25 protein-coding genes and 1 tRNA gene are annotated in these 26,298 nt (G+C 69.9%); 11 read left to right on the top strand and 15 right to left on the bottom strand.

Annotated features, from left to right (window positions below):
- Positions 1–64 precede the first annotated feature (64 nt).
- Both OG729_RS21610 and cdgB read right to left on the bottom strand, forming a co-directional pair.
- Positions 65–1,042 carry a carbohydrate-binding protein gene (locus OG729_RS21610; protein WP_405807710.1) on the bottom strand — a complete coding sequence of 326 codons (978 nt, stop codon included), beginning with the start codon at positions 1,040–1,042 and terminating at the stop codon, positions 65–67.
- An 88-nt stretch (positions 1,043–1,130) separates the two neighbouring features.
- Entirely contained in the window at positions 1,131–2,771 is a 1,641-nt protein-coding gene (cdgB, locus tag OG729_RS21605; protein WP_360868165.1) for a diguanylate cyclase CdgB, read from the bottom strand.
- Positions 2,772–3,054: 283 nt separating this feature from the next.
- Here cdgB and OG729_RS21600 point away from each other — a divergent pair, with 283 nt between their 5' ends.
- Positions 3,055–3,609, top strand: coding sequence for a flavin reductase family protein (locus tag OG729_RS21600; protein WP_405807709.1), 555 nt, complete (start codon positions 3,055–3,057; stop codon positions 3,607–3,609).
- 107 nt (positions 3,610–3,716) lie between these two features.
- Here OG729_RS21600 and arfB read toward each other — a convergent pair whose 3' ends face one another.
- A complete protein-coding gene (arfB, locus tag OG729_RS21595) occupies positions 3,717–4,142 on the bottom strand; it encodes an alternative ribosome rescue aminoacyl-tRNA hydrolase ArfB (protein WP_360868170.1) in 426 nt (141 codons plus the stop codon).
- Positions 4,143–4,294: 152 nt separating this feature from the next.
- Between arfB and OG729_RS21590 the strand changes: the two genes are divergently transcribed.
- Positions 4,295–4,870 (top strand): TerD family protein, encoded by a 576-nt coding sequence (locus OG729_RS21590; RefSeq protein ID WP_360868173.1) that lies wholly within the window; start codon positions 4,295–4,297, stop codon positions 4,868–4,870.
- Positions 4,871–4,941: 71 nt separating this feature from the next.
- Here the strand turns inward: OG729_RS21590 and OG729_RS21585 are convergent, their stop codons facing one another.
- Positions 4,942–6,348, bottom strand: coding sequence for a M1 family metallopeptidase (locus OG729_RS21585; RefSeq protein ID WP_405807708.1), 1,407 nt, complete (start codon positions 6,346–6,348; stop codon positions 4,942–4,944).
- 207 nt (positions 6,349–6,555) lie between these two features.
- Between OG729_RS21585 and OG729_RS21580 the strand changes: the two genes are divergently transcribed.
- Entirely contained in the window at positions 6,556–7,071 is a 516-nt protein-coding gene (locus OG729_RS21580) for a hypothetical protein (RefSeq protein WP_360868178.1), read from the top strand.
- A 62-nt stretch (positions 7,072–7,133) separates the two neighbouring features.
- Positions 7,134–8,132: a zinc-binding dehydrogenase gene (locus tag OG729_RS21575; protein WP_405807706.1), complete on the top strand. Its 999-nt coding sequence runs from the start codon at positions 7,134–7,136 to the stop codon at positions 8,130–8,132.
- Here the strand turns inward: OG729_RS21575 and OG729_RS21570 are convergent.
- Positions 8,129–8,599 (bottom strand): GNAT family N-acetyltransferase, encoded by a 471-nt coding sequence (locus OG729_RS21570; RefSeq protein ID WP_360868182.1) that lies wholly within the window; start codon positions 8,597–8,599, stop codon positions 8,129–8,131. The two genes, OG729_RS21575 and OG729_RS21570, sit on opposite strands and share 4 nt — an antisense overlap.
- A 194-nt stretch (positions 8,600–8,793) precedes the next feature.
- Between OG729_RS21570 and OG729_RS21565 the strand changes: the two genes are divergently transcribed.
- A complete protein-coding gene (locus OG729_RS21565; RefSeq protein ID WP_405807705.1) occupies positions 8,794–10,191 on the top strand; it encodes an NAD(P)/FAD-dependent oxidoreductase in 1,398 nt (465 codons plus the stop codon).
- A 54-nt stretch (positions 10,192–10,245) separates the two neighbouring features.
- On the opposite strand, the gene OG729_RS21560 is transcribed toward OG729_RS21565, so the two are convergent.
- Positions 10,246–11,508 carry a serine hydrolase domain-containing protein gene (locus OG729_RS21560; RefSeq protein WP_405807704.1) on the bottom strand — a complete coding sequence of 421 codons (1,263 nt, stop codon included), beginning with the start codon at positions 11,506–11,508 and terminating at the stop codon, positions 10,246–10,248.
- A 409-nt stretch (positions 11,509–11,917) separates the two neighbouring features.
- Positions 11,918–11,991 (bottom strand) — tRNA-Thr (locus tag OG729_RS21555).
- A 179-nt stretch (positions 11,992–12,170) separates the two neighbouring features.
- On the opposite strand from OG729_RS21555, the gene OG729_RS21550 reads away from it, so the two are divergent.
- The 3 genes from OG729_RS21550 to OG729_RS21540 all read left to right on the top strand — a co-directional run bounded on the left by OG729_RS21550 (position 12,171) and on the right by OG729_RS21540 (position 14,742).
- Positions 12,171–13,307 carry a sn-glycerol-3-phosphate ABC transporter ATP-binding protein UgpC gene (locus tag OG729_RS21550; protein ID WP_360868190.1) on the top strand — a complete coding sequence of 379 codons (1,137 nt, stop codon included), beginning with the start codon at positions 12,171–12,173 and terminating at the stop codon, positions 13,305–13,307.
- 251 nt (positions 13,308–13,558) lie between these two features.
- On the top strand, positions 13,559–13,981 hold the full coding sequence (locus OG729_RS21545) for a hypothetical protein (protein ID WP_360868193.1): 423 nt from the start codon (positions 13,559–13,561) through the stop codon (positions 13,979–13,981).
- A 38-nt stretch (positions 13,982–14,019) separates the two neighbouring features.
- Positions 14,020–14,742: an NDP-sugar synthase gene (locus OG729_RS21540; RefSeq protein ID WP_405807703.1), complete on the top strand. Its 723-nt coding sequence runs from the start codon at positions 14,020–14,022 to the stop codon at positions 14,740–14,742.
- 113 nt (positions 14,743–14,855) lie between these two features.
- Here OG729_RS21540 and OG729_RS21535 read toward each other — a convergent pair whose 3' ends face one another.
- From OG729_RS21535 to OG729_RS21510, 6 genes are all read right to left on the bottom strand, one after another.
- On the bottom strand, positions 14,856–16,604 hold the full coding sequence (locus OG729_RS21535) for a DoxX family membrane protein (RefSeq protein ID WP_405807702.1): 1,749 nt from the start codon (positions 16,602–16,604) through the stop codon (positions 14,856–14,858).
- 134 nt (positions 16,605–16,738) lie between these two features.
- Positions 16,739–17,689, bottom strand: a complete 951-nt coding sequence (gene rlmB, locus OG729_RS21530) for a 23S rRNA (guanosine(2251)-2'-O)-methyltransferase RlmB (RefSeq protein WP_360878001.1) — start codon at positions 17,687–17,689, stop codon at positions 16,739–16,741.
- Positions 17,690–17,811: 122 nt separating this feature from the next.
- On the bottom strand, positions 17,812–19,212 hold the full coding sequence (gene cysS / locus OG729_RS21525; protein ID WP_405807701.1) for a cysteine--tRNA ligase: 1,401 nt from the start codon (positions 19,210–19,212) through the stop codon (positions 17,812–17,814).
- Positions 19,213–19,443: 231 nt separating this feature from the next.
- Positions 19,444–19,953, bottom strand: a complete 510-nt coding sequence (gene ispF / locus OG729_RS21520) for a 2-C-methyl-D-erythritol 2,4-cyclodiphosphate synthase (RefSeq protein WP_405807699.1) — start codon at positions 19,951–19,953, stop codon at positions 19,444–19,446.
- Positions 19,943–20,689, bottom strand: a complete 747-nt coding sequence (gene ispD, locus OG729_RS21515; RefSeq protein ID WP_405807698.1) for a 2-C-methyl-D-erythritol 4-phosphate cytidylyltransferase — start codon at positions 20,687–20,689, stop codon at positions 19,943–19,945. Before ispD ends, ispF begins: the two co-directional genes overlap by 11 nt.
- A gap of 286 nt (positions 20,690–20,975) precedes the next feature.
- Positions 20,976–21,458, bottom strand: a complete 483-nt coding sequence (locus OG729_RS21510; RefSeq protein WP_003953493.1) for a CarD family transcriptional regulator — start codon at positions 21,456–21,458, stop codon at positions 20,976–20,978.
- Positions 21,459–22,101: 643 nt separating this feature from the next.
- On the opposite strand from OG729_RS21510, the gene OG729_RS21505 reads away from it, so the two are divergent.
- Positions 22,102–22,773, top strand: a complete 672-nt coding sequence (locus OG729_RS21505) for a DUF461 domain-containing protein (RefSeq protein WP_405807697.1) — start codon at positions 22,102–22,104, stop codon at positions 22,771–22,773.
- A 155-nt stretch (positions 22,774–22,928) separates the two neighbouring features.
- Here OG729_RS21505 and OG729_RS21500 read toward each other — a convergent pair whose 3' ends face one another.
- Together OG729_RS21500 and OG729_RS21495 are read right to left on the bottom strand one after the other, a co-directional pair.
- Positions 22,929–23,609, bottom strand: coding sequence for a response regulator transcription factor (locus OG729_RS21500; RefSeq protein WP_108149499.1), 681 nt, complete (start codon positions 23,607–23,609; stop codon positions 22,929–22,931).
- Positions 23,606–24,862 carry an ATP-binding protein gene (locus OG729_RS21495; RefSeq protein WP_360878018.1) on the bottom strand — a complete coding sequence of 419 codons (1,257 nt, stop codon included), beginning with the start codon at positions 24,860–24,862 and terminating at the stop codon, positions 23,606–23,608. Before OG729_RS21495 ends, OG729_RS21500 begins: the two co-directional genes overlap by 4 nt.
- A 199-nt stretch (positions 24,863–25,061) precedes the next feature.
- On the opposite strand from OG729_RS21495, the gene phoU reads away from it, so the two are divergent.
- Together phoU and OG729_RS21485 are read left to right on the top strand one after the other, a co-directional pair.
- Positions 25,062–25,739, top strand: coding sequence for a phosphate signaling complex protein PhoU (gene phoU / locus OG729_RS21490; protein ID WP_405807696.1), 678 nt, complete (start codon positions 25,062–25,064; stop codon positions 25,737–25,739).
- A 165-nt stretch (positions 25,740–25,904) separates the two neighbouring features.
- On the top strand, positions 25,905–26,054 hold the full coding sequence (locus tag OG729_RS21485; protein ID WP_360878024.1) for a hypothetical protein: 150 nt from the start codon (positions 25,905–25,907) through the stop codon (positions 26,052–26,054).
- Positions 26,055–26,298 lie beyond the last annotated feature (244 nt).

The raw sequence follows: 26,298 nt of genomic DNA, 5'->3' as shown, positions 1-26,298 counted from the left end.
CCCGCAACTTCCCCCCCCGTGGATCAGACTCCCGGCACCGGGCAAGAGCAGCGAATCCCTATCGTCACCCCTTGGCGTGCCCCGCCTCCAGCGAGACCTGATCGAGGTACGCCTCGCACTGGTCGCCCTGCTCACAGGAGATCTTCAGGTCGTTCTTGCCCTTTTCGAGGCTGACGTAGGCGTAGGTGCGCGTCCACCCCTTCTCCCAGTCGCCCTCCGGGGCCTTCGCGAAGTTCGACATGTTGATGGAGCGGGGCGTTTCGCTGTTGATCGTGAGCGAAGTCTTCGCGTCCTTGCCCGGCACGCTGTAAGTGATGAACAGCGTGTACTCGCCGGCCTCGGGTACGTCGACGGACCAGCTCGCGGATCCGCCGACGCCGTTGAACGACACATACGCGCCGCCCGCGCCCTGCGCGCCCTTGATGTCCTTCGCAAGCGCCGCGGGCGGACCCAACTGCAACGTTGCCGCGTCCTGCTTGGGCAGCGGCTCCTTCGGGTCCTCCGGCTTGTCGGACGACGCGTCGCTCGGCTTCACCGACTGGCCCGCGTTCGCGCCGCCGTTCGTGCCCGTCCGGCCGCCCGCCTTGTCGTCCTCATCGCCACCCGACATCAGCGCCGCCGCGATGCCGATCACCACGACCGCGACCACCGCGATCGCGCCGATCAGCAGGCCCTTGGTGTTGGGGCCGCCGCCGCGGCCACCGCCGTGGCCGGCCGAGTGCTGGGGCGGGAGCGGGACCGAGCGGGTGGGGGCGCCGCCGGGGTACGTCTCCGGGGCCGCGTACTGCGCGGTCGGCTGACCCTGCGGGGCGTACGCCTGCTGCTGCGGGACCTGCTGGCCGTACTGGCGCTCGCCGACCGTCCGCACCTGGTTGTACGAGGTTCTGGGGACTCCCGGCTGTGCGGGCCCCACGGGCCCCGGGTAGCCGTAGCCGCCGCCCTGGCGGGGCGGTGTGGCACCCGCGGCCTGACCGTCGGCGTAGAGGTAGCCGAACGGATCGTCGTCCTCGGGCGTGCTCGCGCCGGTGTTCGCGGCCGTCATCCCTGGTCACTCCTTACCATGTCGTCAGCACAACGCCGACGCGGGCGAGCCTACCCGGTTCGGAGTAGCCCATAGGGTGTCGTTGGCCTCAGCCGGCCCGTCGGTGCACCTTCGCGCGGGACCGCTTCTCGATGTACATCCGCTGGTCGGCGGATTGCAGGACCTCCTCGACGGACATCCCGCAGCTCGCCCAGCCGATTCCGAAGCTGGCTCCGACCCGCACCCCGCGGCCGCCGACCCGGATCGGCAGGATGATCGCGTTCCGCAGACGTACCGCCAGGTCGGCGGCGTCCGCCGCGCCCAGGCCGTCGGCGAGCACCACGAACTCGTCACCGCCGAGCCGGGCGACGGTGTCCCCCTCCCGTACCCCCGTGGTGAGCCGGCGCGCGACCTCCACCAGCACCGCGTCACCCGTCTGGTGCCCGAACCTGTCGTTGATCGACTTGAAGCCGTCGAGGTCGCAGAAGAGGACCGCGAGCCCCTTCGCACCGTCGTCGATCTCACTGTCGGGCGCGATCGTGTGCACATGGTGGTCGTACGGAACGCCGGTGCTCTCGAGGTCGAAGCCGTCGCTGCCGAAGATGTGCTCGCTGTCACTCTCGTACGCCGCGTCCAGCGCCTCGATCGCGCTCTCCCGCGCCGTCTGCGGCCGATCGCACAGCCGCGCACTGAGCCGGGCGCGCAGCTCGGCGCTGTTGGGCAGACCGGTCAGCGCGTCATGGCTGGCCCGGTGCGCAAGCTGCAGTTCGTTCCGCTTGCGCTCCTCGATGTCCTCGACGTGCGTGAGCAGAAACCGGGGGCCGTCCGCGGTGTCGGCGACGACGGAGTTGCGCAGCGAGACCCAGACATACGTCCCGTCCCTGCGGCCCAGTCTGATCTCGGCGCGGCCGCCCTCGGCCGACGTACGCAGCAGGGTGCCGACGTCCTCGGGGTGGACGAGATCGGCGAAGGAGTATCGGCGCATCGCGGACGCCGGGCGGCCGAGGAGCCGGCACAGCGCGTCGTTGGTCCGCAGCAGCCGGCCGTGCTGGTCGCCGCCCATCTCGGCTATGGCCATGCCGCTGGGCGCGTATTCGAAGGCCTGCCGGAAGGACTCCTCGCTGGCCCGCAGGGCCTGCTGCTCGCGCTCCAGGCGGACCAGGGCGCGCTGCATGTTTGCTCTCAGCCGAGCGTTACTGATCGCAATCGCCGCCTGCGATGCGTACATCTGGAGCGCTTCCTGGCCCCAGGGTCCCGGCCGCCGTCCGTTGCGCGGCCGGTCGACGGAGATGACGCCGAGGAGCTCACGGCCGCCGCCCGACGCGTACATGGGGGCGTAGAGACGGTCCTGCGGGTGCCACTCGTCCTCGAAGCGCGGATCGGGCCCCTCGGTGTGCCACTGCGGGACGTCGTCCTCGATGAGCACCCAGCCCTCGGTGTGCGGTATGAAGCGCAGCTCGCCCCAGGCCTCGCCCATGGAGAGCCGGCGTTCCCAGGACGGGCGCGAGCCGACCCGCCCGGTGATCAGGGCTTCTGCGGCGGCGCTGCCGGCGAACGCGGCAACGACGAGGTCACCGTCGGGGCGTACGAGATTGACGCAGGCCAGCTCGTAGCCGAGTCCTGCGACGATTCCGTCGGCGACGGTCTGCAGGGTGTCGGCCAAGCTCCGGGCCGTGTTGAGGTCCGCGACGACCTGGTGCAGCTGCCTCAGGGTCGCAAGACGGACGTAGGGCTCCGACTCGGTCTCCATTGCTCGCTCTCCCCGAGACCTCGACAGCAAACTCCAGGGTTCTCATCGGTGTTCTTCGTGCGGTATCACGGCCACTGAATCACAGCGAGCTGTCCACTCGGTACACAGGGTCAACAAATACTGCACTCTGTGACTCAAGTCACATCAGATGATGAAAGGCTATGGAAACGGGCGGTGGCCGCCCATAGCTTTCTTGAACGCAAATCCGCGACGTCGGTCCTAGGACTCGGCTGGTCCCCTGGCCCGATGCGCGCGCGGGACGGACGACACTAGCGTTCCTCGTGTGTTGCAGACGACCCCCGCTTCCGACCCTGCCGCGATCCCCCATGCTGAGGGGGTGAGCAACGAGGAGTTCCGCGACGCCATGTCCCGACTCGCCGCGGGTGTGGTGCTGGTGACCGCGCACGACGACGACGCCGGCCCACGCGGCGAGGACGTCGGCATGACCGCGACGGCGTTCATGTCGGTGTCGCTGGACCCCCCGCTGGTCCTGGTGAGCCTGCGCAACGGCTCACGCATGGACGATCTGCTGGCCGAACAGCCGCTGTGGGGCGTCTCGGTGCTCTCGGAGAGCCAGCGCCACATCGCGGGCCGCTTCGCGATGAAGGGGCGGGTCAGCGACCGGCTGCTGTTCGAGGACATCCCCTACACGAGGGGCGAGGTGAGCGGGGCGCTCCTGGTGCGAGGCGCGCTGGCGACGCTGGAATGCCGTACGGAACAACGGATCGAGGCGGGCGACCACACGCTGGTGATCGGCCGGGTCCTGTCGGTCGGCCTCCCGAGCGCGGACGGCGGACCGCTCACGTACTTCCGTGGCCGCTACCGGCAGTTGGGCTGACCCGCACGGCGGGGTGCCGCGCCGCCGGGCGGGGCGGGACGGCCGGGCGGGACGGCCGGGCCGAGGGCGCGAGGCGTCTGCCCCGCGCACCCCCCGGCCCCCGGGGACTACCAGTCGCGGCCGGTGCGGCCGCGCTTCGTTTCGGCTCGTTGCTTCTTCTCGCGCAGGCGGCGCTCATTGATGCCCCGCGGAATCTTCGTCGCCCGCCGCGGCCTCGGCGGTGGCGCCGTCGCCTCCGCCAGCAGCGCCGCCAGCCGCACCGCCGCCGTCTCGCGGTTGCGCCACTGCGAGCGGTGCTCCGACGCCCGTACGGCGATCACCCCGCCCACCAGCCGCCCCGCCAGCCGCTCAAGCGCACGGTCCTTCCAGACCTGCGGCAGCGCCTCCGTCTTCGCAAGGTCGAAGCGCAGCTCGACCTGCGAGTCACTGGTGTTGACGTGCTGCCCGCCCGGCCCCGACGACCGCGAGAAACGCCACATGAGCTCGGCCTCCGGCAGGGAGACCGAACCGCGGATGATGTATGGACCGGACATGTGTCCATGGTCGCGTGCCCACCGCGCTCCCGTCACCCACTTTTCCGCTCCCGCATATGGAACCTGACAGTCCCCTGACTGCGTTATGACGGGTGACGGTAGCTTCGGGAGCGCTCGAAGCCCGCAGACTCGACCACGAAGGGGACTTCCCAATGGCAGTAAGCCTGTCCAAGGGCGGCAACGTCTCGCTCACCAAGGAGGCACCGGGCCTGACCGCCGTCACGGTCGGCCTCGGCTGGGACGTCCGTACGACCACCGGCACCGACTTCGACCTCGACGCCTCCGCGATCGGTGTGAACGCCGGCGGCAAGGTCGCATCCGACGCGCACTTCGTCTTCTTCAACAACAAGGCGACGCCGGACCAGACCATCGTCCACACCGGTGACAACCGCACCGGCGAGGGCGGCGGCGACGACGAGCAGATCAACGTCAACCTGGCGGGTCTGCCGGCCGACGTCGACAAGATCGTCTTCCCGGTCTCGATCTACGACGCCGTCACCCGCAGCCAGAACTTCGGCCAGGTGCGCAACGCCTACATCCGCATCGTCAACCAGGCCGGCGGCGCCGAGCTCGCGCGCTACGACCTGAGCGAGGACGCCGCCACCGAGACCGCGATGGTCTTCGGCGAGCTCTACCGCAACGGCGCGGAGTGGAAGTTCCGCGCGGTCGGCCAGGGTTACGCCTCGGGTCTCGAGGGCATCGCCCGCGACTTCGGCGTCAACATCTGACGTACGCCTTCTTCACCGCAGGACTTCAACGCGGGAAGCCCTCTGCCCGGCCGGCAGGGGGCTTCCCGCGCTCAGGGATGCGCCGGCTTGTCCTTGCCGTACAGCCAGGTGTTCCACAGCTCCCCGTCGAGGTCCTTGCCCGCCTTCTTCGCCTTCTTCGCCACGTACGAAGTGAAGTCGGCGGTCGAGGCGTTGCCGTAGCGGTGCTCGGCCGCCCAGCCCTGCATGATCTCGTAGAACACGTCCTCGCCCACCTCCTGTCGGAGCTTGTGCAGGACCATGGCGCCCCGGTAGTAGACCGGGCCATCGGAGATCTGCGCCGCGGACGGCGGATCGGCGGGCGCGAACTCCCAGTTCTCCTCGGCATCGAAGGCCGCCTCGAAGCTCTCCTGGGCCGGGGTGTCCTCGAAGTCCTCCAACCAGAGCCACTCCGCGTACTGGGCGAAGCCTTCGTTGAGCCACATGTCCTTCCAGGACTTGGGCGTCACGGAGTTGCCGTACCACTGGTGGGCGATCTCATGGACGAGCGTCTCGGTGTCGAAGTACTTCTGCGGGAAGACCGGCCTGGTCTGGGTCTCCAGGGCGTACTCGACTTCGCCGTCGGGGACGACGATCGCGCCGATGGAGGAGAAGGGGTACTCGCCGAAGTTGCCCTTCGCCCACTCCATGATCTCGGGGATCTGCGCGAGCACTTCCTCGCTGTCGTCGGCGACGGTCTTGTCCACAGCCGTGAGGACCGACGGGCCGGAGGCGGGGCTCGAGCGCTTCATGTCGTACTTGCCGATCGCCAGCGTGGCCAGGTAACTCGCCATCGGCTCCTTCGACTTCCACGCGAAGGTGGTGCGGTCGCCGGCCGTCCGCTGGCTCGTCAGCTCCCCGTTGGAGATCGCCTGCAGCCCCTTTGGAACGGTGACCGTGATGTCGTACGTGGCCTTGTCGCTCGGGTGGTTGTTGCCCGGGAACCAGGCCATCGACCCGGCGGGCTCGCCGACCGCGAGCGCGCCGTCCGCGGTCGTCAGCCAGCCTTCCTCGGACCTGTCCTCGTCCTTGTCGACGATCACCTCCGGGGTGCCGGAGTAGCGCACGACCGTACGGAAGGTCTTGCCCTTGTCCAGATCGCGATGCGGCCGCACGGTCAGCTCGTCGCCCGCCCGGTTCGCCGCCGCCTCCTTGCCGTCGACGGTGGCGCTTTCGACCGTCAGCCCATGCAGGTCGAGGTTGAAGGCGCTCAGGTCCTGGCCGGCGCGGGCGGTGATCTCGGCGGTGCCCTCGAGGCGGTTCGTCGCCGGGTCGTATTCGAGGGTCAGGGCGTAGTGCTGGACGTCGTAACCGCCGTTGCCGAGCTTGTGGAACAGCGGATCGCGTACGCCCGCGGCGCCCGGCTTGCCGTGGACGTCCACGCCGCCGCCGGTGCAGCCGCCGAGGAGGAGCAGAGCGACAGCGGGCGTCAGTATGCGTACGAGAGTTCGCCGGTCCACGCGGTCGATCCTATGTGGGGCCGACCGACTGCCCACTGTGGTTCGCTCGCGCGCCGCCTGCCTCCGGCGCACCGCGCGACCTGCCTGCGACCTGCCTGCGATCCGCCTGCGATCCGGGCGCCGTCCCGCCCGCGCCTGGGCCCCGGCCCGGGCCCTGGCCCCGCCCGCGTGGCGCGAGCGCGGCGCGGCCCGTGACACCATCGGCCCGTGCTCGACATCGGCTACTCCCTCTCCCGTCGCTTCCCGGACCCCCCGCAGACCGACTACCGCCGCGCGGACGTCCAGGCCCTGCGGCACGACCTCTTCTGCGGTGACGTCTATCTCGCCGACACCAAGGAGGACCGCGAGGTATCCACAGCCTGGGGATGGGTGCCGGTGCTCGACTTCGCCTGGGCGCTGTGCGACATCGTCGAGCAGCTGGACCGCGACCCCCTCGGCAGCCGGGCCGCCAAACCCCAGTACGCCGAGCTGGACTTCACCGAGTCCGCCGACCGGATGCTCTTCGCGCGCCGCTTCGGCTGGGTCGACGTCGAGGCCGACTGGATGCACGGCGACGAGCCGCCGCTCAGCTTCAACCACGCCGAGCTGCGCCGCGAGGCCCGGGACTTCCTGCACGACCTGATCGCCGACCTGTCCGACATGCACGAGGGCCTCGCCGACAACCCCGTCGTCTGGGATCTCCAGGCCCGTTTCCCCCGGCTCCAGGGGCTTCGGCGACCTTGACCTCAAGCGAACTTGAGGTTGGAGGGTGTTCCCCGTAGCCCACAACCACAGGGGAGCCCACCATGCACGCCGTCCGCCTCCACGCCTTCGGACCCGCCGAGAACCTCACGTACGACCGGACCGAAGACCCGGTACCCGGCCCCGGCCAGGTGCGGATCGCCGTCGCCGCCGCCGGCGTGCATCTCCTCGACGCCGCCCTGCGCCAGGGCATGACCGGCCCCTTCCCGGCCCCCGCCGAGCTGCCCACCATCCCCGGCCGCGAGGTCGCGGGCACCGTGGACCGGCTCGGCGACGGCACGGACCCGAGCCGGCTCGGCAAGAAGGTGGTCGTCCACCTCGGCATGGTCCCCGGGGGCTACGCCGAGCTCGCGGTGGCCGACGCCGCCAGACTGCACGAGATCCCGGCCGGACTCGACGAGGGCGAGGCCGTCGCGATGATCGGGACGGGCCGTACGACGATGGGCATCCTGCAGTTCACCAACCTGGGGCCCGACGACCTGGTGATCGTCCCCGCCGCGGCCGGCGGCATCGGCACTCTCCTTGTGCAGGCGGCGAAGAACGCCGGCGCGAAGGTCATCGGCCTCGCGGGCGGCCCCGAGAAAGTGGGACGGGTCGTCGAGAACGGCGCCGACCTGGCCGTCGACTACAAGCAGCCGGACTGGCCGGACCAGGTCCGCGGCCACCTCGGCGACAGGCGGGCCACCGTCGTCTTCGACTCGGTCGGCGGGAGCACCGCACGATCCGCCGTCGACCTGCTCGGCAAGGGCGGTCACCACATCGTCTTCGGCTGGTCGTCCCAGGGCCTGGGCGACGGCGGCCCGCTGACCTTCACGGAGAAGGAGCTGGCGGAACGCGGCATCACCTCCGAGGGCGTACTCGGCCCGCAGATGATCCAGAAGGCGGGCGGGGACATCCGGGTACTCGAAGAGCGCGCGCTGGCCGAGGCCGCGGCCGGCCGACTGCGCCCCGCCGTACAGCGCTTCCCACTCGCCGAAGCCGCGGCCGCACACCGCGCCCTGGAGACCCGGGGCACGGTGGGCAAGGTCGTCCTGATCCCCTAGGAACCCAGCTGCGTCAGCGCCTCGTCGGTCAGCCGGTACACCGTCCACTCGTCCTGCGGCTTCGCCCCCAGCGACTTGTAGAAGTTGATCGACGGGGTGTTCCAGTCCAGTACGGACCACTCCAGCCGCTCGTAACCGCGCTCCACACATATCCGCGCCAGCTCAGTCAGCAGCGCCTTGCCGTATCCGCCGCCCCGCAGCCCGGGCCGCACATACAGATCCTCCAGATAGATGCCGTGCACCCCGCGCCACGTCGAGAAGTTCAGAAACCACAGCGAGAACCCCGCCACCTCCCCGTCGCCCGTCTCCGCGATGTGCGCGAAAGCGGCCGGCCGCTCGCCGAAGAGCGCCTCGTGCAGCTGCTCCTCGCTCGCGCGGGCCTCGTCCAGGGACTTCTCGTACTCGGCGAGCTCGCGGATCATGCGGTGGATCTCGGGGACATCGGCGGGAGTGGCGTGACGAATCATGGGGCCAGGGTGCCTGCTGGGCCGCCTGCCGTGCCAGCAGTGCCCGCCCGGTGGACACCTGCACCTCGTCGCTCACGCCCCTGGTCCCACGACCGTGCGGAGACCGGTCCTGCGTACGACCATGAAAGAGCCTACGAGTACCCTCCCGCCACAGCAGGCGCAAAGTCGCGGCCGGATCAAGCAGCAGGGGCATCATGAGCACGAGCACCGTCAACGGCGGCATATCGTTCTGGTACGCACAGCAGGGCACCCCCGTCCCCCGGGAGCCCCTCCCCGGCGACGCCACCGCGGACATCTGCATCGTCGGCGGCGGATACACCGGCCTGTGGACGGCGTACTACCTCAAGAAGGCCGTTCCGTTCCTGAACATCACGCTCCTCGAGGAAAGGTTCTGCGGCTACGGAGCCTCCGGCCGCAACGGCGGCTGGCTCTACAACGGCATCGCGGGCCGCGACCGGTACGCCAAGCTCCACGGCCACGACGCCGCCGTCCGCCTCCAGCAGGCCATGAACGACACCGTCGACGAGGTCGTGCGCATCGCCGCCGAAGAGAACATCGACGCCGACATCCACCAGGGCGGCGTACTCGAAGTCGCCTACACCCCCGCCCAGTTGAGCCGCCTCAAGGCCTTCCACGCCGTCGAGATCGCCTTCGGCGAGAAGGACCGGATGCTGCTCGGCGCCCGCGAGAGTGCCGAGCGGATCCGCGTCAGCGGCGCCGTCGCCTCCACCTGGACCCCGCACGGTGCGCGCCTGCACCCGGCGAAACTGGTCACGGGCCTCGCGGCAGCCGTCGAGGCACTCGGCGTGACGATCCACGAATCGACCCCCGTCACCGAGATCAAGCCCAAACACGCCATCACGCCGTACGGCACGGTCCGCGCCCCGTACATCCTGCGCTGCACCGAAGGCTTCACCGCTAACCTCAAGGGCCACAAACGCGCCTGGCTCCCGATGAACTCCTCCATGATCGTGACGGAGCGCCTCCCTCAGTCAATCTGGGACACCATCGGCTGGGAGGGCCGCGAAGCCCTCGGCGACATGGCACACGCCTACATGTACGCCCAGCGCACCGCGGACGACCGCATCGCACTCGGCGGCCGCGGCGTCCCCTACCGCTTCGGCTCCCGCACCGACAACGACGGCCGCACCCAGCCCGCCACCATCGAGGCCCTGCGCGAGATCCTGGTCCGCTTCTTCCCGACCACCGCGGGCGTCCGCATCGACCACGCCTGGTCGGGCGTCCTCGGCGTCCCCCGCGACTGGTGCGCCACGGTCACCCTGGACCGCTCCACCGGCCTCGGCTGGGCCGGCGGCTACGTCGGCTCCGGCGTGGCCACCACCAACCTGGCGGCCCGCACCCTGCGCGACCTGATCCAACAGGACTCGGGCCAGGCAGGCGGCACCGAACTGACCGCGCTCCCCTGGGTGAACCACAAGGTCCGCCCCTGGGAGCCGGAGCCGCTGCGCTGGCTGGGCGTGAAGGGCATGTACGCGGCCTACCGCACAGCAGACCGCCGCGAGTCGGCTGCCCGCTCGGCCCAGACAGACCGCATCGCGCAGATCGCGGACCGGATCGCGGGCCGCCACTAGTGCGTCCGCTGAGCCTTGCCCCCGCGCCCTGCGTCGGCTTTCAAGCCCCGGCGTTCACGGCGACAGGACACGACCGGACAGCGCCTGGGGCACCTCGCTGAACGGCACGGGGTGGCCGGGCGCGAGCGCCGCGGCGATCCGGTTCGTGATCGTCTCGGCAGTGTTGCCGTCCGGGGTGCCTTCGCCCTTGGTCGTCGCGACCGCGATGGCCAGCCGCTCGTCGGGAAGGTACGCCTGGACTGCGGCATATCCGGAGAACGACGGAGTCTGCACGATCCAGCCGTTCAGGACGAGCACGCCGAGTCCGTAGTGCGTGGCCTCGGTGTTCGTGAGGCATACGGTCGCGGGACAGGTGGCCGTGGGCCCGCCCAGACCGACCGTGCCAGGGTCCAGCTGCTCCTGGAACGCGCCCCGGGACAGCAGCTCACCGGAGCCGATGGCCTGCGCCGAGCGGGCCAGATCGCAGATGTGGGTGGTCACGACCGCGCCGGGGGCTGTGGTCCACGAGGGATTCCAGAAAGTGGACTCCTCGTACGTCCCACGCTCGGCCGTGAAGGCGTGCAGGACGGGCGACGGGATCTCGGGCGTGAAGCTGTTACGGGTGTCGCGCAGCCCGAGCGGGCCGGTGATACGCCGCTTCAGCAGGATGTCGAGCCGGGTCCCGGTGATCTTCTCCAGGGTGGCGCCGAGGAGAACGAAATTGGCATGGGAGTAACTCCAGTTGGTGCCCGGCTCGTACCAGCGGGGCAGGGCCGTCGAGATGCCGACCAGCTCCTCGGCCGTCCACTGGCGGAAGGGGTCGGCCTCGAGCGCGGCGATGAAGTCGGGGTCGGTGACGTAGTCGGCGAGCCCCGTGGTGGAGCTGCCGAGCATGCGCAGCGTGATCCGGTCGGCGTCCGGGAGATCGGGCAGCCACCGCGAGACGGGGTCGTCGAGGCTGACCTTCCCCTCGTCGACGAGCTGCAGCAGGACAGTGCCCATATAGGCGATCGCCACGGACCCGGCCCGGAAGTGCATGCCGGGCTCGGCCGGTACGGCGGTCATCGACTCGCCGAGCGCGGTGGTGATGACTTCCTTGCCGTCCACGGTGACACGCAGCAGCGCGGACTTGAGGTCCAGCTCGCTCTTGGCCTGCTGGGCGATCCGCAGCACCTCACGGGCGGGGCCGCCCCTGGGCGGCGGGGAGCTGACACACGGGCGGCTCTTCCCGTGCCCGTTCCCGTCAATGGCGGAGGCGGAGGCGGAAACCGTGAACTGGGTGCTCGCGGCGATGAGCGTCGCGACGCAGAGCAGCGTCGTCATGCGTGTGCGTCTCATGCCCGCACTATGGGTGAGCGAGGCCAGCGAACCTGGACATAACACCCCGAACTACACAGGGATCACCCTTCGGAGCCCTGGACCTCGGCACCACTGGAGGCGGGAATGGCGCTACATCCGGTGCAGAGCAGTGCGCGCGGCATCAACGAAGCTCAAAACGGACTGCCGAAACGGGACGTAGCACTCGCCGAACGTCTCGGCCGCACGATGACCGTCCTTGCGCCGGGCGACGACATCCCCGCCCCTGCCCCGCACAGTGATCGGCGCGGTCTTCGTCACCAGGTCATAGCGACCGAGGCGTTTCCCGCCCCGCCCCAAGAAACCGCGCACGCGCGTCCCCATCCCCTACGGCGCCGCCCGTAAACACCGGCGTCCCGGACCTTGGAGGTCCGGGACACGGCTGCGATCGAGCCCCCTGTCGGATTCGAACCGACGACCTACGCATTACAAGTGCGTTGCTCTGGCCAGCTGAGCTAAGGAGGCAGCCGTAGCAGTGTAACCAACCCCCCACCCCGCCCCGGTCGAAAATTTCATCGCCGTCCGGCTACTGACAGAACGGACAACGCCAGGTAGCGTCGCGGAAGGTCCACCCAGGGTGGACCAGACCACTCCCTTACTCGGATCGTCCGGCACGTTCCTGCCGGTGAAGGAGAAGATCAAGCATGGCCACTGTCACGTTCGACAAGGCAACCCGGATTTACCCGGGCTCCGAGAAGCCCGCCGTCGACCAGCTCGAGATCGAGACCGAGGACGGCGAATTCCTCGTACTCGTCGGACCCTCCGGCTGCGGCAAGTCGACCTCCCTGCGCATGCTCGCCGGTCTCGAGGACGTCAACGCCGGCTCCATCCGCATCGGTGACCGCGATGTCACGCACCTGCCGCCCAAGGACCGGGACATCGCCATGGTGTTCCAGAACTACGCGCTCTACCCGCACATGTCCGTCGCCGACAACATGGGCTTCGCCCTCAAGATCGCCGGCGTCAACAAGAGCGAGATCCGCAAGAAGGTCGAGGAGGCCGCGAAGATCCTCGACCTCACCGAGTACCTCGACCGCAAGCCCAAGGCGCTCTCCGGCGGTCAGCGCCAGCGCGTCGCCATGGGCCGCGCCATCGTGCGTGAGCCGCAGGTCTTCCTTATGGACGAGCCGCTGTCCAACCTCGACGCCAAGCTGCGCGTCTCGACCCGTACGCAGATCGCGAGCCTGCAGCGCCGTCTCGGCATCACCACGGTGTACGTCACGCACGACCAGGTCGAGGCCATGACCATGGGCGACCGGGTGGCCGTTCTCAAGGACGGGCTGCTGCAGCAGGTCGACTCGCCGCGCAACATGTACGACCGTCCGGCCAACCTCTTCGTCGCCGGCTTCATCGGCTCTCCGGCCATGAACCTCGTCGAGGTCCCGATCACCGACGGCGGCGTGAAGTTCGGCAACAGCGTCGTGCCGGTCTCCCGCGAGGCCCTGAGCGCCGCCGCCGACAGGGGCGACACCACGGTCACGGTCGGCGTCCGTCCGGAGCACTTCGACGTGGTCGAGCTCAACGGCTCGGCGGCCAAGTCGCTCTCCAAGGACACCGAGGACGCCCCGGCCGGCCTCGCCGTCTCGGTGAACGTCGTCGAGGAACTCGGCGCCGACGGCTATGTGTACGGCTCCGCTCAGGTCAGCGGCGAGCACAAGGACCTCGTCGTCCGCGTCGGCGGCCGCTCCGTACCGGACAAGGGTGCCGAGCTGCATGTCGTGCCGCGTCCGGGCGAGATCCACGTCTTCTCGACCTCGACGGGCGAGCGCCTCAGCGACTGACCAGGTCCGCAGGCCCGGACAGCCGCAGGCCGCACAGGCTCGCACGGCCCGCACAGTTCCAATGCGCCGGAACGGCCCCGCACTTCGCTGCGGGGCCGTTTCCGTATGTCGACAAATACCCCGGCGCATCGGTCATTTCAGGCTCGTTCGAGCCCGTACGTCAACGCCCGATTCGAAAAGCGGTATCGAACCATCCCCCGCGCGAGTGACTAAATGTCGCCAAATCATCACTGACCGCTACGCTCACTCGCGTGACCCACACAGCCCGCCGAATCGGCCGCTCTCTCGCCCTCGTTCTGCCCGTCGTCCTGGTGCTCTCCGGAACCCTCGCAGTCACCAGCGTCCCGTGGGCAGGGCACACCACCGAGTCGCAGATGCTCACCGCCTCCTCGGAGAACGTCTCCGTCCGCGCCAAGTCACGCGCCCCGCAGGACGTGCTGCGCGACAAGCTCCTCACCGAACTCCAGGAGAAGGACGCGGGCACCGCCCTCACCCACCTCCAGCGCGCGGTCGAGGAGCGCCCCTCGCTCGCCAAGCACTGCGTGTCGATCGCCCGTGCGCTCGGCCGCGCCGCCGTCGACCGCTACGGCCCCACCCGCGCCCAGAGCTTCTCCCGCCCGGTCTGCGACACCTCCTTCGCAACGGGCGTCTCCCAGCAGACTCAGGGGAGCTGACCGGCGGGCTCCGGCCCGCGCCGCATATCGTTCACGGCATGCATACGCCTACGTATCCGACGCAGGCCGTGGTCCTGGCGGGCGGCCAGGGCTCGCGGCTGCGCCCGTACACCGACGACCGCCCCAAGCCGATGGTCGAGATCCCGGGAACCGGGACCCCGATCATCGGCCATCAGCTTGCCTGGCTGGCCGCCGAGGGTGTGACGGACGCCGTCGTCTCCTGCGGCCATCTCGCCGAGGTACTCCAGCAGTGGCTGGAGAGCGCCGACCTGCCGCTGCGGGTCACCACCGTCGTCGAGACGGAGCCACTGGGCCGCGGCGGCGGCCTCAAGTACGCCGCCGCCCACCTCCCGCATGCGGACCAGCCCTGGTACGCCACCAACGGCGACATCTGGACCCGCTTCTCGCTGCGCGAGATGGCCGCTTTCCACGGCGAGCGGGACGCCACCGCCACGCTCGCCCTCGCCCGACCGCGGATCCCCTGGGGAGCCGTTGAGACGGACACCTTCGGGCACATCACGGACTTCGTCGAGTCCCCGCCGTCGCCGTATCTCATCAACGCTGGTGTGTACGTGTTCTCGGCGGCCTTCACAGCGCTGCTGCCCGACCGGGGCGACCACGAGCGGACCACCTTCCCCCGTCTCGCGCGAGAGCGCCGGCTGGCAGGTTTCCCGCTGCCGCAGGGCGCGTACTGGCGGGCTATCGACACCGCCAAGGACCTCACCGAGGCCGCCAAGGAGCTTGCCGCGCAGGCCCGTTGACGGGCCCGACGCAATCGACACACGACGGAAGGGGCGGCCACCGCGGTGGCCGCCCCTTCCGTCGTACGCGGCGTCATACGCGGCGTCATACGCCCCGACGTACGCGCCGTCACTCAGCCGAGCAGGCCGCCGATCACCCGGCCGCCGCCGGAGCTGCCGCCCGAACCCCCGCCGGAGCTGTCCCCGCCTCCGCTGCCACCGCTGGAGGCGCCACCGCTGGAGCTGCCTCCGCTGCCCGTCCCGCCGCTCGACGAGGGGCCTGAGCTGCTGGACGGCGGCTGCACCGGCTCCGAGTGCCCGGGCGGCTGCTGTCCGGTGCCCTGCGTCTCGCTGGGCCGGTCCCCGATCGTGCCGCTCTGGCTGGCCGTGTCCTCGGAAGGCGTCGACTTCTCGGCCTCGGGGGAACGGCTCTCGGACGGCGACGGACTGCCGTCCTCGCCGTACGCGCCCGCGGTGCTGCGCTCGCTGCTGGGTTCGTCCGGCAGCGGGGACCCCGGCAGGTGGTTGGTCGGGTCCTGGTTCGGCCCCGGCACGGTCACCATGTCCGTGGAACGCACCGCGCCACCGAGCACCGAGCCGATCAGCAGCGTGAGGCCGACCACGACGGCGGCCACGATGCCACCACGCCGCAGCACGCGCCGCCGCAGCTCCCACAGCTGGGAGCGCGGCCCGAGCTTGCGCCAGGCTTCTCCCGCGAGGCGCCCGTCGATCGAGTAGACGGGGGCGCCCGCGATGATCAGCGGGGACCAGGCGGCGAGGTAGATGATGTCGGGCGCATCGTACGCAGGGACCGTCTTCCAGGTCACCGTCAGGATCAGTGCGGCCGACAGCAGCGCGCCGATGACCGCCGCGACCCGCTGCCAGAGCCCGAGCACGGTGAGCACGCCCACGACGACCTGGAGGAAGGCGACGGTGAGGCCCGCGCCCACCGGGTGGGAGAGCGCGAAGTCACGCAACGGCTCGGCGAGGGCCCATGGGTGCAGGGAGGTGAGCCACTTCACCATCGAGCCACGCTCGCCGCCGTCGAAGTAGACGGGGTCGCAGAGCTTGCCCATGCCCGCGTAGATGGAGATGAAGCCGAGGAACACCCGCAGCGGCAGCAGCACCACACCGAGGTTCATCCGGCGGCCGGGGTAGTAGGCGTGCCGGACCGCGTCGGCGCCGTGCCGCTGGATGTGCGCCCCGTCGCCGCCGTTCTCGAACTCGTCGAACTCCTCGTCCGCGGGCGGCTCTTGTCCGTACGAGCGGTACGAGTCGTAGGCACCGACGGCCCGCCGCATCGGCGGGAGCAGCGGCCTGTCGGGGGTGGCGCCAGAGCCGTGCGGGCCGGCCAGGGGTGTCTGCGATGTCTGGGCGGCCGCGTCGATCCGCGGGATGACCTGCGTCGCGCCGCTGTCGTAGGCTCCGCGGTCGTAACCACCACGGTCGTAGCCACCACGGTCGTACGCACCGCGATCGCCGTAAGTACCTCGGTCGCCGTAAGTACCGCTGTCGTAGGCGCCGTTGCCGTACGAGTCGCTCCCGTACGAGTCATTGCCGTACGAGTCGTTGCCGTACGAGTCGCTCTGCGCGGTGGAATTGCGCACAGCCTGCAGCAGGCCGGTCGCGCCTGCGTCCCCCGGCGCCGATCTGCCGCTCCACACAACGGGCGTCCGCCGCCGCACCGCCGTCCCGGCTCCGCCGACGACGGGGATCCATGCGGTGTCCGCCGAGGCACGTGCGGGGCGCTGGCTCTGGGCGAGCTGCACCCGGAAGCTGGCGTGGTTGACGATGACCTGCGCGGGATCGCAGTCCACCTTGACCATGCTCAGCGCAGGCTGATCATCGAACCCGGGCCGGGGCGTTCTGGTGTCCACACTCATCTAACCGAGTGACTTGTAATTAGGACACTGCCCCGACAGGCCCTATCTGTCCGAGACCCGTCAAAGATCTTGAAACTGCCGAAAAGCGGGGTTACGGCGTCACACGCCCCGCCCTCCGGCGGTCGGGCGGACCGTCAGACGCGGCGCTTCGCCGCCTCGTACAGGACCACTCCCGCGGCCACGCCGGCGTTCAGCGACTCCGCGCCTCCCGGCATCGGGATCCGGACCAGGTAGTCGCACGTCTCGCCGACCAGGCGCGACAGGCCCTTGCCCTCGCTGCCGACCACGATGACGACCGGGCCGCCGAGCGCTTCGAGGTCGCCGACCTCGTGCTCGCCGTCCGCCGCGAGGCCGACGACCACGAGGCCCGCCTTCTGGTACGACTCCAGGGCGCGGGTCAGGTTGGTCGCACGGGCGACCGGGGTGCGGGCCGCCGTGCCGGCCGAGGTCTTCCAGGCGCCGGCTGTCATACCGGCCGCGCGGCGCTCCGGGACGACCACGCCGTGGCCGCCGAAGGCGGAGACGGAGCGGACGACCGCGCCGAGGTTGCGCGGGTCGGTCACGCCGTCGAGCGCGACGATGAGCGGCTCCTCGCCGTCGTCGAAGGCGGCGGCCGCGAGGTCCTCGGGGTGCGCGTACTCGTACGGCGGGACCTGGAGCACCAGGCCCTGGTGGTTGAGCCCGTTCGTCATCCGGTCGAGCTCGGGGCGCGGGGCCTCCATGATGTTGATGTTGCCGCGCCCGGTGGCGAGCTGGAGCGCCTCGCGCACCCGCTCGTCGTTGTCGATGAACTGCTGGACGTACAGCGTGGAGGCGGGCACGCCGTCGCGCAGCGCCTCGAAGACAGGGTTGCGGCCGACGACCATCTCGGACGTGCCCTTACCGCCGCGGCGGGCGACGGGGCGGCGCGCGGCCTGCTTGGCCTGGGCATTGGCGACCCGGTTCTTCTTGTGTCCCTTGCGGGCGGAAGCGGGCGGCGTCGGTCCCTTGCCCTCGAGCCCGCGGCGTCGCTTGCCACCGCTGCCGACCTGCGCGCCCTTCTTGTTGGACGTGCGGCGGTTCCTGCGCTGGCTGTTCCCGGCCATGACCTACCTGTTTCGTTGCTTCAGAAGTACGTACGTAATGAAAGTGTGCCGCCCGGCGGCCCGGGCGGCACATTCCGGAGGGTTCCGCAGGGTCCGCGGGATCCGCCGGGCTCCCGGACGCGCTAGCGCGGGCCGAGAGTCCAGCGGGGCCCCTGCGGGCCGTCCTCGATGACCAGGCCGGACTGGTTGAGCTGGTCGCGGATGGCGTCCGCCGCGGCCCAGTCCTTCCGCTCCCGGGCCGCCTCGCGCTGCTGCAGCACGAGCCGGACCAGGGTGTCGACGACACCGTGCAGGTCCTGGCCGCGGTCGGTCTCGCCCGCCCAGTGCGCGTCGAGCGGGTCCAGTCCGAGGACGCCGAGCATGGCGCGCACCTCGGCGAGCCGGGCGACGGCGGCTTCCTTGTCGTCGGCGGCCAGGGCGGAGTTCCCCTGGCGGACCGTGGTGTGGATGATGGCGAGCGCCTGCGGGACGCCCAGGTCGTCGTCCATCGCCTCGGCGAAGGCGGGCGGCACCTCGGGCGTGGGCTCGACGACTCCCCCTGCCTTCTCGACCACGCGCTGGACGAAGCCCTCGATCCGCGCGAACGCGGACTCGGCCTCGCGCAGGGCCTCGTCGCTGTACTCGATCATCGAGCGGTAGTGCGGCGTACCGAGGTAGTAGCGCAGCACGATGGGGCGCCATTGCTTGACCATCTCGGAGACGAGCACCGAGTTGCCGAGCGACTTGGACATCTTCTCGCCGCTCAGAGTGACCCAGGCGTTGTGCACCCAGTACTTCGCGAAGTCGTCGCCGAAGGCCTTGGCCTGGGCGATCTCGTTCTCGTGGTGCGGGAAGATCAGGTCGATCCCGCCGCCGTGGATGTCGAAGGCCTCACCCAGGTACTTGTGAGCCATCGCCGAGCACTCCAGGTGCCAGCCGGGACGTCCGCGGCCCCAGGGCGTCTCCCAACTCGGCTCGCCCGGCTTCGCCGCCTTCCACATGGCGAAGTCGCGCTGGTCGCGCTTGCCGGTCTCGCCCTCCCCGGAGGGCTGGAGCAGATTGTCCAGCTCCTGGTTGGACAGCTCCAGATAGCCGGGGAAGGAGCGCACGTCGAAGTAGACGTTCCCGTCGGCTTCGTAGGCGTGACCGCGTTCGATCAGGCCGCGCATCATCTCGACCATCTCGGTGATGTGGCCGGTGGCGCGCGGTTCGTACGTGGGCGGCAGGCAGCCGAGGGCGTCGTAGCCGTCGTTGAAGGCGCGCTCGTTCTCGTACCCGATCGACCACCAGGGACGATTCTGCTCCGCCGACTTCGTGATGATCTTGTCGTCGATGTCGGTCACATTGCGGATGAAGGTCACGTCATAGCCGCGGTACTGAAACCAGCGGCGCATGATGTCGAAGTTCAGGTAGGACCTGACGTGTCCGATGTGCGGAGCGGCCTGCACGGTCGCACCACAGAGGTAGATCGAGACGCAGCCCGGCGTGAGCGGGTTGAAGTCACGGATCTGCCGGGCGCTGGTGTCGTACAGGCGAATGGTCACGCAACAAGGGTAGTGGCCCGATGCCAGTGCCCCGCGACCCTTCTGTGGCGCGGGAACCACTTTGTGACGTAGTCCGAGTGGAATACGAGCGTGACCCCGGTTTTTTTGGCGACAACTCGCCGCCGGCGCCCGGCATTTCAGTCAGCTTGCCCCGCCGTGTCTTCGCCGGCCGCCGCGGCGAACTGCTTTTCCCGCCGGGTCCCCCGGGGGTCGTCCCCCCGGAGAAATGGATTAGCCGTTCGTGCGGAACACCAGGGCGGTGGCGATGGCGGCAAGTCCTTCGGCCCGGCCGGTGAGACCGAGGCCGTCCGTCGTGGTCCCGGATACGGAGACCGGTGCGCCGACGGCTGCGCCCAGCGTCTTCTGGGCCTCGTCGCGCCGCTTGCCGATCTTCGGGCGTACGCCTATGACCTGGACGGCGACATTTCCGATCTCGAAGCCCTCCGCCCGGACGATCCGGGCCGCCTCGGCGAGCAGGGTGACGCCGGAGGCACCGGACCACTCGGGCCGGGAGGTGCCGAAGTGGGCGCCGAGGTCGCCGACGCCGGCCGCGGAGAAGAGCGCGTCGCAGGCGGCGTGCGCGGCGACGTCTCCGTCGGAGTGCCCGGCCAGTCCGTCCTCGCCCTCCCACAGGAGTCCGGCGCACCACAGCTCGCGCCCCGCCTCGAAGGCGTGGACGTCCGTGCCGATGCCGATCCGGGGAAGGACCTGAGGAAGGCCGTGAGGAAGCTCAGAAGCCATCGTTGGCCCTCCTCCGGGCGAGGACCGCCTCGGCCAGTACGAGGTCGAGGGGGCGGGTCACCTTGAACGCCTCCTCGTGGCCGGGTACGACGACGACCGGCTCGCCCAGCTGCTCCACCATGCCGGCGCAGTCCGTCGCGCCGTCGCCGTCCAGCACGACCGTCTCGTGCGCGCGGACCAGGGTGTCCCGGTCGAAGCCCTGCGGGGTCTGTACGGCGCGCAGCCGGGCCCGTGCGGGTGTGGCCACGACCGGCTCGGGGGCGTCCTTGTCGCCCGGCTCGACCTCCTTGACGGTGTCCGCGAGCCGCAGCGCGGGCACGACCGCCGGGGCTCCGTCCCGTACCGCCGCGATCACGGCGTCCACGGTGTCGACGGGCACGAGCGGGCGGGCCGCGTCATGGACGAGGACGATGCCGATGTCGTCGGGCAGTGCCTTGAGGCCGAGGCGTACGGACTCCTGGCGGGTGTCGCCGCCGGGCACGACGAGATAGTCCGTTCTCTGTGGCAGCGCGTGCTCGTCGAGGAGGTGCTTCACCTCGGGGGCGCCTTCGGGCGGGGCCACCACGATGACGAGCGAGACGGCGCGGGAGGCGGCCATGGCTCGTACGGCGTGGATGAGCATGGGCGTGCCGTTCAGCGTACGGAGCGCTTTGGGGGCGCCCGGGCCGAGTCGTACCCCCCGGCCGGCTGCCGGGATCACCACTGCGGTGCGGTACGGGCGCGATTCGTCTGACATCGGTTGCACTCCGGCAGGTTTGTTTCCTCGGCCGACATGGGTATGGCCACAGCGTGCCGGGCGCGACGCCTTGACCGGACCCTTCCGTGACAACTGGTCTGCGCCAGCCGCCCGGGCCCGGCATACCAGCAGCAGGTGCTGTGCGTGCTGAGATCATGGGCGCTGTGAGCACATGCTGTGGTCAAGAGACGTGAACATGCCGCAGCGCCCGGCGACAGAACTGTAGTCACAGCATGTCAGCGGGCACCGCGGCACATTATTGAATCCAACGCCGTTGCGTCAGGACTCAGGACGCGAGGACTTCGTCGAGGAGAGCCTCGGCCTTGTCTTCGTTGGTGTTCTCCGCGAGAGCGAGCTCACTCACCAGAATCTGGCGCGCCTTCGCGAGCATCCGCTTCTCACCTGCGGAAAGCCCACGCTCTCGCTCACGACGCCACAGGTCACGCACTACTTCGGCGACCTTGATGACATCGCCCGAGGCGAGTTTCTCGAGATTTGCCTTGTAGCGACGGGACCAGTTCGTCGGCTCTTCGGCATATGGTGCGCGCAGCACCTCGAAGACCCGGTCGAGCCCGTCCTGACCAACCACATCGCGTACGCCCACGAACTCCGCATTGTCCGCCGGCACGCGAACCGTCAAGTCGCCCTGGGCGACCTTGAGCACCAAGTAGGTCTTGTCCACGCCTTTGATCTGGCGAGTTTCGATGGCCTCGATCAGCGCGGCCCCGTGATGGGGATAGACCACGGTGTCGCCAACCTTGAACGTCATGTGACAGGTACCCCTTCCGTGGCTATCCAGAGTAACACGGATACGGCTTCTTCTGAATGGCGTTTTCGCAGGTCAGGGCATATCTCGGGGCTTGACAACAGCAACACGAACGTGCTGCGGGCGGCTTCCGGAGGGGGGTATTCGCAGGTCGGAGCGGCTGCGAAGGCGGACAGAAACGCGCACGTTACACCCCGCACAACCCCCTCCGAAGAGGCCGAACGTCCCGATTTGCCGGATTCCCGGTGGTGAACTTCCCGTACTCCGTTCGGCCCTCGGTCACCCGTCCGGACGGATCCGCGGTCGAATCCTGAATTGATCACCGAGAGGTATTCGGTAAGCAATGTGTGGCGGCCCGGGAAATTGATCACTGGGGTTATGTGAACGGCGTACGAAACGACACGGTCCGGAGTGCGGCGGGAGCGCGAGGGGTGTGGTGGGGTGCGACGGGAGGGGTGGCGGGAGGCGGCTGCCGGTGAAGGGGCGGGTCGGGTGCGGGGCCGGTGCGGGCGATCGGTAACCTGAGCGCGAACTGACGCGGGCTTGGTGATCTAGTGGACTTCTGCTGCGCCTCCGCACGCCGGTTCAACAGCCTGTCCGTAGACCGTCCGTAACCAGTCCGTACGTCCAAGGAGATGCCGCCGCCGTGAGCCGCAGCCTTCGACGCGGCGCCCTCGCCGCCGTTGCCATCGTGTTCTCGATCGCCTCGCTCTCCGCCTGCGCTGCTGGCATGCAGGCGGAGACCCTCAAGGTCAAGCCGGACAACGCCGCGGTGACGGTCGACGAGATCAAGATCCAGAACGCGCTGGTGATCACCCAGCCGAAGACGGACGCGGAGGGTCCCGCGGTCGTCTCCGCGACGGTCTTCAACACCGGCTCCACGGAGCAGACGATCGAGTCGATCACAGTGGCGGGCGCGGGCGAGGTGAAGCTGACCGCGGCCGAGGGCTCCGGCCCGGTCACCGTGCCCGCGCAGGGCTCGATCATCCTCGGCGGCGCGGGCAACCCGGCCGCGGTGATCGACAACGGCCCCGAGGTGTCGAAGAACGCAGGTGGCGTGCAGGAGGTCGTCTTCCGCTTCAGCGAGACGGGCGACGTGAAGGTGCAGGCGCTCGTGGTGCCGGCGACGAGCTACTTCGAGGGCTACGGCCCGAGCTCGCTGCCGAAGCCGCCCGCGGAGCCGTCGACCAAGCCCTCCGGCTCTCCGTCCGGGACGCCGTCCGGCACCCCGTCACAGTCCGCCACGGGCCAGGCGGGCGACCCGGGCGAGGGCACCCCGTCCGACTCGGCCTCGGCGTCGCAGAGCGCGGGCCACTGACGCACAACGCAGGCGCCCCGCCGGACCAGTCCGGCGGGGCGCCTGCGTGCATGTACGGGAGGCGGGCTCACGGCTCGAGCCCGCGGGCCGGCTCGAACAGCATTCCTCGTACGCGGACTCCGTCCGGTAGCCGGTGCCCCGGGCGTCGGCTCGGCCTACGGCTCGAACTTGTAGCCCAGGCCGCGCACCGTCACCAAATACCTCGGTGCACCCGGATCCGGCTCGATCTTGGCGCGGAGGCGCTTGACGTGGACGTCCAGGGTCTTCGTGTCGCCCACGTAGTCCGCGCCCCAGACGCGGTCGATCAGCTGCATGCGGGTCAGCACCCGGCCCGCGTTGCGCAGCAGCATCTCCAGCAGGTCGAACTCCTTCAGCGGGAGGTCGACCTTGCCGCCCGAGACCGTGACGACGTGGCGGTCCACGTCCATCCGGACCGGGCCCGCCTCCAGCGCCGCGGGGGCGACCTCCTCCGGCTCGCCGCGGCGGCGCAGGACCGCGCGGATGCGGGCGACCAGCTCCCGCGAGGAGAAGGGCTTGGTGACGTAGTCGTCGGCTCCTATTTCCAGCCCGACGACCTTGTCGATCTCACTGTCCTTGGCGGTCACCATGATCACCGGGACATTCGAGCGGCCGCGCAGCTGGCGGCACACCTCGGTGCCCGGCAGCCCGGGCAGCATCAGGTCGAGGAGGACGAGGTCGGCGCCGTTGCGCTCGAACTCGTCGAGCCCCTCGGGCCCCGTGGTCGCGATCGCGACCTCGAAGCCTTCTTTGCGGAGCATGTAGGACAGGGCGTCGCTGAATGATTCCTCATCCTCGACGACGAGCACTCGGGTCACGGAAGGACCTCCGGGGCAGGGATCTCGGTGTTCGGATCGGTGTCGTAAGGCCGGTCGTCGTCCTCGTCGACGCGATCCGGTCCGGTGGATGAACGGTCCCGTACGGCGCCCGCTTCAGGAAGCCGCAGGGTGAAGGTGGAGCCCTGTCCCTCGGAGCTCCACACCGTGACCTCCCCGCCGTGCGAGGCGGCCACGTGCTTGACGATGGCCAGTCCGAGGCCGGTGCCCCCGGTGGCCCGGGAGCGCGCGGGGTCGACGCGGTAGAACCGCTCGAAGACCCGCTCGCGGTCCTTCTCGGAGATGCCGATGCCCTGGTCGGTGACGGCGATCTCGATGAGATCCCCGCCGGGCGCGGCCACCCGGCGCGCGGATATGCCGACCCGGGTGCGGGCCGGTGAGTAGTTGACGGCGTTCTCGACGAGATTGCCCAGGGCCGCGGCGAGCTGGCCGCGGTTGCCCCAGATGCGCAGGTCGGCGGTGCCTCCCGCGGCCATCGTGATCTGTTTGGTGGACGCCGGTTGCCGGGACCGGTCGATCGCCTCGGCGACCAGTTCGTCCACTCGTACCGGCTCCGCATCCTCCAGCGGGTCGTCGTTCTGCACCCGGGAGAGGTCGATCAGTTCCTGTACGAGATTGGTGAGCCGGGTCGCCTCGATCTGCATCCGGCCGGCGAAGCGCTCCACCGCCTCGGGGTCGTCCGAGGCGTCCTTGACCGCCTCGGAGAGCAGGGAGAGCGCGCCGACCGGGGTCTTGAGCTCATGGCTGACGTTCGCGACGAAGTCGCGCCGTACGGCTTCGATCCGGCGGGCCTCGGTCAGGTCGTCGACCAGCAGCAGCACCAGCCGGGAGCCGAGCGGGGCCACCCGGGCGGAGACGGCGAGCGCCTCACCGCGGCCGGTGCCGCGCCGGGGCAGGTCCAGTTCGACCTGCCGTATCTCGCCGTCGCGCCGGGTGTCGCGGGCCATGTGCAGCAGCGGCTCGACAGCGAGCTTGCCGCCGCGCACCAGACCGAGGGCGTACGCCGCGGAGCTGGCCTTGACTACCGAGTCGCTCTCGTCGAGGACGACCGCGGAGGAGCGCAGCACGGACAGGACCGTGTCGACACCGGGCGGCAGCACGGCAGCAGTGTGCAGGGAGGTGCGGGTGGGTCTCTTCTGGTCGCGCTCGCTCCAGCGGAACGCCAGCATGGCGATGACACCGGTGCACAGCCCGGCGATCGCTGCCGCTGCGGCGACCGCCGCGTTCACGTCCATGCACCCAGGTTATGCGTGGCCAGGGACATGCTCCCAGCCATACGGGTGCCACCTCGAACACTCGTCGCTCAGAGTTCACCAAGGGGATAGGGCTGATTCACTTCCGGGGGAGGAGCCGGACGCGTAACGGACTGAACGTGGGAGCGTGGGGGTCTGGAGCCCCACCCGGACCCCGGTCGCATCAAGAGAGGGACACCCCATGCGGGACGCGTACCACGAGGAACTGGACTCGATCGGCGAGGGCCTGGTCGAGATGGCCCGGCTGGTCGGGTCGGCAATCGGGCGCGCCACCACGGCCATGCTCGACTCCGACCTGAAGCTGGCCGAGAGCGTGATCGCCGCTGATCAGAAGGTCGACGATCTGCAGCACGACCTGGAGGCACGCGCGATCGCCCTGCTGGCGCGGCAGCAGCCGGTCGCGACGGATCTGCGGATCGTGGTGACCTCGCTGCGGATGAGCGCGGATCTGGAGCGCTCGGGGGACCTGGCCCAGCATGTGGCCAAGCTGGCCCGGCTGCGTTTCCCCGACACCGCGGTGCCCCACGATCTGCACGCCACCATCCTGGAGATGGGGCAGCTGGCGCAGCGGCTGATGGCGAAGGCGGCCGAGGTGATCATCACCAAGGACGTCGATCTGGCGCTGCAGCTGGAGACGGACGACGACGAGATGGACCTGCTGCACCGCACGCTGTTCCAGCACCTGATGGACGACCGCTGGAAGCACGGCATCGAGACGGCGGTGGACGTGACCCTGCTCGGCCGCTACTACGAGCGCTTCGCGGACCACGCGGTGTCGGTGGCGAAGCGGGTCGTGTATCTGGTGACGGGCGAGCACGCGGACGAGATCCAGCCGCCGACGTCGGTCGAGGGAGCGTAGGGCGCCGCCGGCAGGGGCCGGGGTGCGGGCCGACCGCACCCCGCTCGGCAGCCGCCCGTCGTGGAGCAACTCGCGGTGTGCCTCTACGCGCTGTTGATGCGCCCGCAGAAGCGGGCATGCAATGGGCAGAGGCGGTACATCTCGTACGCCGATGAGGAGGGACCCATGGCCGAATCCCCCACGACCGACGCCCAGCAGGAAACCCCCGTCGAGGTGGTGCTCCTGCCCGTGCTCGGCGCCTGCGGCTGCGGCTCGGGCTGTGGCTGCGGCTGCCAGTCGGGCGCGCCCTGCCAATGCGGCGGCTGCTGCGGATAGCCGATCCTTCGTACGTACGCGAAAGGGCCCCGTCCACGCTGGACGGGGCCCTTTCGAATGCGTACCGGGTTACTTCTTGCCCTGGGTCTGGCGGGCCCGCTTTTCGTCCCTGGTCAGAGAGTCGTACACCCCAACTGACCTGCGGCTGAGCTGTCGTTGGTGGTCGTCATTGGTCGTTGTTGGTCATCCTCCGACGGCCCACAGACGGCCCGGTTCAGGGCCACTGACCAGTCACTGAGGCACG

Origin of the sequence: Streptomyces sp. NBC_00210, assembly GCF_045160975.1 — a bacterium.
In the GTDB taxonomy this organism is placed as follows: Bacteria; Actinomycetota; Actinomycetes; order Streptomycetales; family Streptomycetaceae; genus Streptomyces.
The sequence above is the reverse complement of the archived record's forward strand: the minus strand, read 5'-3'. Positions and strand labels throughout refer to the sequence as shown.

Bases quoted from the DNA above. Each gene is read 5' to 3' on its own strand.
- OG729_RS21610 (WP_405807710.1), bottom strand. From the start codon at position 1,042: ATGACGGCCGCGAACACCGGCGCGAGCACGCCCGAGGACGACGATCCG.
- cdgB (WP_360868165.1), bottom strand. From the start codon at position 2,771: ATGGAGACCGAGTCGGAGCCCTACGTCCGTCTTGCGACCCTGAGGCAG.
- arfB (WP_360868170.1), bottom strand. From the start codon at position 4,142: ATGTCCGGTCCATACATCATCCGCGGTTCGGTCTCCCTGCCGGAGGCC.
- OG729_RS21590 (WP_360868173.1), top strand. From the start codon at position 4,295: ATGGCAGTAAGCCTGTCCAAGGGCGGCAACGTCTCGCTCACCAAGGAG.
- OG729_RS21575 (WP_405807706.1), top strand. From the start codon at position 7,134: ATGCACGCCGTCCGCCTCCACGCCTTCGGACCCGCCGAGAACCTCACG.
- OG729_RS21570 (WP_360868182.1), bottom strand. From the start codon at position 8,599: ATGATTCGTCACGCCACTCCCGCCGATGTCCCCGAGATCCACCGCATG.
- OG729_RS21565 (WP_405807705.1), top strand. From the start codon at position 8,794: ATGAGCACGAGCACCGTCAACGGCGGCATATCGTTCTGGTACGCACAG.
- OG729_RS21560 (WP_405807704.1), bottom strand. From the start codon at position 11,508: ATGAGACGCACACGCATGACGACGCTGCTCTGCGTCGCGACGCTCATC.
- OG729_RS21550 (WP_360868190.1), top strand. From the start codon at position 12,171: ATGGCCACTGTCACGTTCGACAAGGCAACCCGGATTTACCCGGGCTCC.
- OG729_RS21540 (WP_405807703.1), top strand. From the start codon at position 14,020: ATGCATACGCCTACGTATCCGACGCAGGCCGTGGTCCTGGCGGGCGGC.
- OG729_RS21535 (WP_405807702.1), bottom strand. From the start codon at position 16,604: ATGAGTGTGGACACCAGAACGCCCCGGCCCGGGTTCGATGATCAGCCT.
- rlmB (WP_360878001.1), bottom strand. From the start codon at position 17,689: ATGGCCGGGAACAGCCAGCGCAGGAACCGCCGCACGTCCAACAAGAAG.
- ispF (WP_405807699.1), bottom strand. From the start codon at position 19,953: ATGGCTTCTGAGCTTCCTCACGGCCTTCCTCAGGTCCTTCCCCGGATC.
- ispD (WP_405807698.1), bottom strand. From the start codon at position 20,689: ATGTCAGACGAATCGCGCCCGTACCGCACCGCAGTGGTGATCCCGGCA.
- OG729_RS21510 (WP_003953493.1), bottom strand. From the start codon at position 21,458: ATGACGTTCAAGGTTGGCGACACCGTGGTCTATCCCCATCACGGGGCC.
- OG729_RS21495 (WP_360878018.1), bottom strand. From the start codon at position 24,862: ATGGACGTGAACGCGGCGGTCGCCGCAGCGGCAGCGATCGCCGGGCTG.
- phoU (WP_405807696.1), top strand. From the start codon at position 25,062: ATGCGGGACGCGTACCACGAGGAACTGGACTCGATCGGCGAGGGCCTG.
- OG729_RS21485 (WP_360878024.1), top strand. From the start codon at position 25,905: ATGGCCGAATCCCCCACGACCGACGCCCAGCAGGAAACCCCCGTCGAG.